At 58.7% G+C, this 7,689-nt stretch carries 9 protein-coding genes; all 9 read left to right on the top strand.

Annotated elements, in window-relative coordinates:
* Positions 1 to 570 (top strand): hypothetical protein (locus VG146_18900; protein HEV2394424.1); only part of this gene is annotated, 570 nt, incomplete at its 5' end.
* A complete protein-coding gene (locus tag VG146_18895) occupies positions 509 to 817 on the top strand; it encodes a hypothetical protein (protein ID HEV2394423.1) in 309 nt (102 codons plus the stop codon). The genes VG146_18900 and VG146_18895, both read left to right, overlap by 62 nt.
* A gap of 48 nt (positions 818 to 865) precedes the next feature.
* Complete coding sequence (locus VG146_18890; GenBank protein HEV2394422.1) at positions 866 to 1,399, top strand: hypothetical protein; 534 nt, start codon at positions 866 to 868, stop codon at positions 1,397 to 1,399.
* 128 nt (positions 1,400 to 1,527) lie between these two features.
* Complete coding sequence (locus VG146_18885) at positions 1,528 to 2,685, top strand: hypothetical protein (protein HEV2394421.1); 1,158 nt, start codon at positions 1,528 to 1,530, stop codon at positions 2,683 to 2,685.
* Between the two features lie 54 nt (positions 2,686 to 2,739).
* Complete coding sequence (locus tag VG146_18880; GenBank protein ID HEV2394420.1) at positions 2,740 to 3,261, top strand: type II secretion system protein; 522 nt, start codon at positions 2,740 to 2,742, stop codon at positions 3,259 to 3,261.
* Between the two features lie 2 nt (positions 3,262 to 3,263).
* Entirely contained in the window at positions 3,264 to 3,746 is a 483-nt protein-coding gene (locus VG146_18875) for a GtrA family protein (protein HEV2394419.1), read from the top strand.
* Positions 3,747 to 4,102: 356 nt separating this feature from the next.
* Positions 4,103 to 4,588 carry a hypothetical protein gene (locus tag VG146_18870; GenBank protein HEV2394418.1) on the top strand — a complete coding sequence of 162 codons (486 nt, stop codon included), beginning with the start codon at positions 4,103 to 4,105 and terminating at the stop codon, positions 4,586 to 4,588.
* Between the two features lie 412 nt (positions 4,589 to 5,000).
* Positions 5,001 to 5,396: a hypothetical protein gene (locus VG146_18865; protein ID HEV2394417.1), complete on the top strand. Its 396-nt coding sequence runs from the start codon at positions 5,001 to 5,003 to the stop codon at positions 5,394 to 5,396.
* Positions 5,397 to 5,916: 520 nt separating this feature from the next.
* On the top strand, positions 5,917 to 7,503 hold the full coding sequence (locus VG146_18860) for a hypothetical protein (GenBank protein HEV2394416.1): 1,587 nt from the start codon (positions 5,917 to 5,919) through the stop codon (positions 7,501 to 7,503).
* The last annotated feature ends 186 nt before the right edge of the window (positions 7,504 to 7,689 follow it).

Here is a 7,689-nt window from a genome sequence, read left to right as displayed (position 1 = left end):
TGGGGCTTGCTTTCGTGGAAGGCGCGGCTGCGACCGCTGGTTTGGCTGCCGGGCCTGGCCTATTACTGCTGGCTGGACGGGCTCGTCTTCGGCGCGCTCGACTACACCTCGGGCGTTTACAAGGTCCAGGCCGTGGCGTTCGCGCCGGCGCGCCGGTGTGGTTACGGCGCCTGGGTGGCTTGGCCTGTGGCGCTGGCGGGGCTGCTGGCGCTGCAGTACGTGGACGTCACCACACCGTGGGTTCGACAACACGACGTGGGCGGTCACCGCGAGTACATTGACCATCTCTCCGCGCGCCGGACGCTGCCCGGCGTGGCGCAGGGCTGGGAAACCTGGCAGCCCCCGCTGTACTACGTCGTTGCCGCGCTCTGGCACTTGCCGTTTCCACGCGATGCGTTCGACGACCCGTTCCGGCCGGTCCAATTCCTTTCCGCAGCCCTGTATCTGGGTGTGATCGCCGCTGGCATCCTCTTGTTCCGCCGGCTGCAATTCAACGGGGAGGAGGCCGTTGGCGCCCACCCTGGCCCTGCTGCCAGGAAACCACTTCTTCGCCGCGCGCATCAACAATGACGTTTTGCTGCCGTTGCTCGGAGACGCGGTAATGCTTGCGACAGCGGAGTTCCTGCGCTCTGGGGAACGGCGCTGGTTGTGGTGGCTCGCCGCTCTGCTTCCGGCAACCCTCGCCACAAAAGGGTCCTCGCTGGCCCTCGTTGGCGGCGCGTTGCTGTTGGTGCTCTGGTCGGAATGGCAGCGCGCCGGGTGGTGGACGGCTTTGTGGCGAACCTATCTCACGGGCCTGCCTGCCGCAGCCTGGTAGATCTTCTGGTGGGTTCGCACGGCGGCGGAAACCGGACATCCGCTGTATGTGAACGCGGCTTTGCCTGACAACCTTCGCGTCCTCGTCCCGGCGTGGCACCGCCTGTTGTCGTTCGACCTGCCGGCGTTCATCCACGGAGGCCACTACTACGATCCCCCGATGTGGAATTCATACCCGACCGCGCTGGCGATCAGCATGCTTTACGATGAGTACGGGATGCGGCAGTACTCGTTTCATTGGTCGTGGCTTCTTCGCTGGGGCTGCCTGGGAATGCTTCTGGTCCTGGCCGCCGGCATCCTGGTTCGGCCCCGGCCTGATCTGAGGCCGGTGTGGATGACATGCCTGTGCCTGGCTGGGTGCCAAAGCGCAATCACGGTGGCTTATGCCATGCAGTTCCCCTTTGCCTGCAACCAAAATATGCGTTTCTTTGCCCAAGCTTTTGTTCCATTCGCTTGCGTGTTCGGACTCGGATGCGGACACTTCTGCCAACGCGCCCGATGGGCCGGGCGGCGCGCATTCTCGGTGATCTTCGCGGCCTTCCTGCTCGGCCTTGAAGATTTGTACGTCTGTCTGCTTTTCTGACGAAGAGACGAAGCATGAATGCCAGCGTACCGAGATAAAACGGCGCTGTGCAAAGCATGCAATATATTAATGCCAATAATACACAGTCGGCATTGACAGACCATTGCCAGGGGCTAGGCTCCTGAACTGTGGCTGTGACCGGCAAACCGTGGCGCGTGGTCCTTGCAGCCAAACTGCTTTTAGCGTTGGCGGCCGCCGGAGGATTGTTTGGCACCCTTGATCAGGGGACGTTTCGCAGCGCTCTTGCCAACTGGCCGCCGGGCGGCAAAGCCACACTATCAAGTCGGTTCGCTAGTTGGGATGCCGCCCATTATTTGCGCCTGAGCAAGGACGGCTACACCGCGGGTTCGATGTCCTGCGCGTTTTACCCCCTTTGGCCGATGGTCCTTCGACCAGCAACCGCAGTGGCCGGGAACTCGCCCTTAATGGCAGCCATGGTGCTGGCCAACGCGCTCTCGCTTATCGGCCTCTGCCTGTTTTACCGCTTGGTGGAACGGCGTTACGGCCCGGGTGTCGGACGGGACTCGCTGATTCTGATGCTCGCCTTTCCCGGGGCGCTCTTCTTCTCGTTCCCGTACAGTGAATCGTTTTATTTCGTCCTCGTGATGGCTTTTTTCTGGGGCCTGGAACTGCGGCAACCGGCCTTAACGGGCCTTGCGGGGTTCCTGCTGCCGTTGGCCAGGCCGGTGGGAGTTTTTGTGCTGCTTCCCTTGGCCTGGCGTCTTTACGAAGAGCGGGGGCGCCAGAACCAACTTCAACCCAGCGAATGCAAACCGACCAACCGCAGCCTGATGGCTTGGCTCCTGCTGGCCTGTCCACTGCTGGGCTACGCCGCATATTTTGGCCTGATGCGGCTGTGGACGGGCAATGCTCTCGAGGGATTTGACGCCCAGAGGTCGTATCCAAACTCGCCCTCGATCCAAAACCTGTTCAACTACGCGGGATTCTTCCGTGCGCTTTCTAACGTTCAGACCCTGGGTGGGATGATGCATTCGATGCTGGACCGTTTCTTCTTTGTGCTGTTCCTGGCGCTTTTGCCATTGATCTACCGGCTCGATAAGACCTGGTTTTTCTATGTGCTGCCGGCGGGTTTGGTGCCGGCGCTTTCGAGTTGGTTTATGTCCTATCGGCGGTATATCGTAGTGCTCTTCCCGTTGTTCGTTGTGCTGGCGCAGTTGCTGGCGAGGACGCGCCAGCGGTGGATATTTTGGTATTACGTGGCGCTGCTAGCGCTATTGCAGGTCTGGGCTGTGAGACAGTTCGTCAGCTTTGACTGGGCTGGATGAGGGGAAGGCTGAGTCGCTAACACGAAACCATGGACCATGAATATGAGAACTCGTATGAAAAATCGAGTGCAGGGCGGAGGGGGCGAGGCGTTTACGCTGCTTGAGCTGCTGGTGGTGATCGGGATCATTGGCATTCTGGCGGCGTTGCTGTTGCCGGCACTGGCTCACTCGAAAGCAGGGGCTCAGAGGGTGAAATGCCTCTCTAACCTGAAGCAGTTCGGCCTCGCGTTTGACCTGTATGCGGGAGACCATGAGGACAGCGTTCTGCCCAATCGGGATGGCCAGAACGTGCTGCTGGGCCAGACTTGGGTGGAGGGCTGGGAGGGCCTGCCGGGACCGGACTGCACTAACATTCTGTACCTGGAACAGAGTTTGCTGGGGCCGTACCTGAAAACGGCGGCGGTGTGGGATCCGTTCGCGGGGCGTCGCGCTGCCACGCGTCCAGACGGTTTGCACCGGCTGGGTCAAATGGTTTTTGCTGCGGCAAGTCAACTTTATATGGGTCGCCTGAAAGAGAGGGCGGAATGCAGAGTGAAAAAGGAAAAGACACCGACGCTGGCCAGCTCGAGGATCTGACAATGAAGAAGGCGATTCTGGCCCTGATGACCTCGGAGCGCTCGCGGCAATTCGTGAAATTCTGCGTCGTCGGTGCGAGCGGCGTGCTCGTGGATATGGCGGTGCTGCACGTTCTGGCCAGGAACCTGGGCTGGAACGTAAGCGTGAGCAAGTTCTGCTCTGCCGAACTCGCAATGTTGAGCAACTTTCTTTTCAACGAAGTCTGGACATTCCGCGGCATGGGCGCGGCCGACGGTAGAAGCTGGGGGATGCTCCGGAGGTTGGTGAAGTTCCAGGCCATATGCGGCGCAGGCATCGGGTTCGCCGTGATGCTTCTGAACCTGTTCTACGTCCATTTCAGGGTGAATCTTTACCTTTCGAATTTACTGGCCATTCTGTTGATCACCTTATGGAACTTCTGGATGAACGCGCTTTTCAATTGGCGCTTGCGCCGGAGCCTGGCGCCCGTCGAGGAACTGAATGCCTGGGAGAACCTGAAATATTGAAACACCGGCGCCTGATGGCTCGACTCGCGTAATCCCCCGGCATCATGGTGCTAAATCTGACCACATGTTTGATCGCAAAATCGTCACTGACCCGCGAATCCCAATCGGCAAGCGGTGTCGAAATAGAACCATTACGCAACCTATTAGCACCAAGCAGTACAGAAAGAAAGGCGGGGCTTTCACCCTCTGGAGTTGTTGGTGGTCATTGCTATCATTGGCATCCTGGCGGCCCTGCTACCGCCGACGTTGAATCGCGCCAAGCAGAGTGCCCAGGGGGCCTACTGCATTGGCAACGGAGCAAGCTTTTTAACCATTCCACTTTCCCCAAACGCTCACATCTCCTCTGGCTGGCCTGGTTGCGCGCCCTCCAACCGCTGCGCCCGGCTTGCTCCCGCACGACGACCTTCTTGTGGCTGGTGCTCGTCCTGGCGGCGTTGCGCCTGCGCCCTGACCTGGCCGGCGTCACCAGCCTGGTCCGCAGCCTCGGCCTGTCCGACGCCAGCTATTACTGCCTGCTGCATTTCTTCCATTCTTCAGCGCTGGGCCTGGACCGTCTGACCCAATTGTGGTGGCAGAGCTTTCAGCATTTGTTTCGCCGTTGCCTGGTGCGAGTCCAGGGCCGCCCGGTCGTGCTGGCCGATGGGCTTAAGCGCCCCAAGGAAGGCCGCAAAATGCCGGCGGTCAAAAGCCTCCACCAGGAGTCCCGCTGCAATGCCAAGGCTTGTTTCATCATGGGCCACTCCCCCTGCAGGCCATCGCCTTGCTGGTGCAAGTGGCCGGGGTTTGTCTGGCCGTGCCGTGGCCGCTCGCATCCACGAAGGCATCGTCTGGTGCGCCCGTGACCGACGCACGTTATTGGATAAACTCAGCGCCTTGTTGCTCAGCTTGCAGGGTAGCGGTCCTTTGACGGTCGTGGCCGACGCTTATTGCGCCGCCGCCAAATTCGCCCGTTCGTTACTGGCCGGGGTCACCACTTGGTCACGCGCGCGCGCTCCGATGCCGCGGCCTATTTCCCGCCTTCGCCCCGACGTTCTCGCAAGCCGCGTCGCGGGCGACGCCGCATCTACGGCACCAAAACCCATCTGCAGGACTGGTTTCGCTTCCGAAAGCAATTCCTCAAAGCTCCCAGTCCGGTTTACGGCGAATCGGGCGTTACCCTGCGCTGTCTCAGCCATGATTTGGTCTGGCGTCCTTTGTAGTGCGCTTTGTTTGGGTAAGCCACCCCACTCGCGGTAACTTGACCCGTCCGCCCTGATGGCCAGCCTGCTTTACGATGAGTACGGAATGCAGCAGTACTCGTTTCATTGGTCGTTGCTTCTGCGCTGGGGCTGTCTGGGCATGCTGCTCGTGCTGGCCGCCGGCATCCTGGTTCGGCCCCGGCCTGAGCTTAGGCCGGTGTGGATGACATGCCTGTGCCTGGCCGGGTGCCAAAGCGCAATCACGGTGGCTTATGCCATGCAGTTCCCCTTTGCCTGCAACCAGAACATGCGTTTCTTCGCCCAGGCCTTTGTTCCGTTCGCTTGTCTGTTTGGACTGGGATGCGGCCACTTCTGCCAACGCGCCGGATGGGCCGGGCGGTGCGTTATCGCTGTCATGGGCCTCGCCTGGCTGGTGGGATTGGGCGACTTTTGTTGGACCCTGCTTTTCTAGCCGGAGCACCCGATGGGCGCGGTTCGGTGGCACCCCGCGCCAGTCCACTCTTCTGCCGCCCCTCAGCGCTCCGCCCGGCTCCAAACCGCGGAATACTGGCTCGAATGGATGGAACCGGGCAACAACGATAACAAAATCAAAAAATCATAAAAAAACTATTGACGAAATTCAGATAATCCGCTACTAAATTCTCCCAGCTAAGGTTATGAGAGCTTCTGCCCAACGGCTCGGGAATTTCCTCAAACGCATGGGACGCTACAACCTTGAAACGGCGACCATCGGGTCGGTACGCTCCAACGTTCCAACCCGGTGTTTGCTTTCCCCTAGCCTAGCCGTCAGCTTCGGGGGGTGTCGCACCAGGTACGGCAGAGGAGCAGGAGAAAAAATGGAGCGAGCGGAACAACAAGGATCTCACCGGTGTCAGGCACACCAACCCCATGACGCAGTGGCTTGGGTTCATGCTCTTAGCATGGTACCCCGCGCACGGACCTGAGGAGGACAAAAGGACATGACGACTCAAATGGAAAGACTTGCCCGGTTGTACCTGGCGGTCTGCGGTGTATTGCTCGCGGTCACCGCGGGCCTGAAGGTTTTCATGGCTCTGGGCGAGCAGCCCATAACGATGCTGCAAGGCGCCGACCCTGTCATTGGATTTTTAACAGGCCGCCAGATGCTCATTGCTGCCGCAGGCGTCGAAGTCGCAGTCGTGTGTTTTTTGACACGAACGTCAAAGCTTCGCTCTGGGTTAGCAAGCCTCATATGGCTCTCAGCGCTCTTTGGAATCTATCGAACCGGATTGTTCCTGCTGCGGCACAGCCTTACGTGCAACTGCATGGGGATTGCCGCTGTGTGGCTTCCGGGACATGCGGCAACAACCGGTCTTCTTAGCACGCTGCTCCTGCTGTTTTTCTCCATTCCCTCAGCGTTGCTTCTTTGGGGATTGCCAAAAAGCCAAGCCGAGGTTCGACGACAATTTGCCCCGTCACTGACAGGGACTCGCCTCCTCGGCCTCGTTGCATGTTTGCTCGGGTCTGTCGCCGCAGGCCGTGCGGACCCTGCCCCTCCATGCTATGAGGTCGATGGGGAGCTGCTTAGCTTCAACCCTTCAGGTGTCCCCTACGGAACGAACTCTGTTTACCGCTTTTCGGTTACCTCGTGTGGCAACAAATGGACCATAGAGCTCACTCCAAAAGACGTCAAGGTGAGCCAACCGCCCGGCTGGAGCGACCAACCAGGCCAGCCGCGCTACGTAATTCCTGAATACGAGAGAGTAGGTTGCGACGGAAAGAACATCTATTCGATCGTACCCTCGTCCCATAAGAACAGCAAACCGGAGCCCAGTCCTGGCGCAGCCTATGCAAACAGTTCAGGCGAGATATTCGAAGGACCGGCGCCCTACTTTTTAGAGCGAAAACTCCTATTGCTCTGGTATGCCTACGCATCCTCCGATTACCTCCTGAAGGCTCCTTCGGGCGGTAAGCTGTTTCCGATCGGAAAGCTGCCCATGGAGGAATACACGGGCGCCAAAGACTTTAAGTGGTCATCCAGTTGGAGACTGTCTGCTGAACCACCGCACCTTCCCGCTTTTATCCAGCAGAGCAACCATGTGTCATTCCCTCAGCAGTTCCCCTCCGGTTATTTGCCACTCCGGATTCCTAATACGAATGTCCTCTATAAGGTTCTCGAAGAGACAAATGACGGTGCCGTCACAGTGCCCCTGGTTTCCAAGGCTGATTTTTACCTGATCACCTATCACGAAGGGCGTCTCATAACACCGCTGCAAGAGTCCATCGAGTTGCACTCTGTCAGGGTTTTCCGATCAACCGCCCCCCCCGATTTCCGTCCTAACCTTCCTGTCCCCGCTGCTCTTTCAGACCTCAGGGGCATGCGCAAGGCTCCTCCTCTTGTGGTGGGCACGTACGCGACCGCGCGGGGTTGGCCTTCTTTTGACCTGCTGGATTCCAGGGCCCAGAGGCTCATGGAAATCCATCGTACGAGTTCAATCGTCAGTAGGTTCTTTTCCATCGGGGTAATCCTTTTTGCCTTGGCTGGTCCGGTTGCCTATTTGTTGATAAGTAGAACGCAAAATAACAAAACAAACGATTAGTGTGAATTGTGAACAACTGAAAATATGAAAATGAAACATAACCTATTCAAGCTGGATATATCGAACGTCAAGCCTCTCAGGTTTGAGCAGAAGCATCTGCTGGTGTCGCTGACGGTAATCGTCGTATCGGTCATCGGAGCGAGGGTAGCCCTCGCTTTGTGTGGATACGACGCGGGGCCTAGATGC

It is taken from the genome of Verrucomicrobiia bacterium (assembly GCA_035946615.1).
In the GTDB taxonomy this organism is placed as follows: domain Bacteria; phylum Verrucomicrobiota; class Verrucomicrobiia; order Limisphaerales; family UBA8199; genus DASYZB01.
Note: the sequence above shows the minus strand (reverse complement) of the source record. Positions and strands in the feature narration are given on the sequence as shown.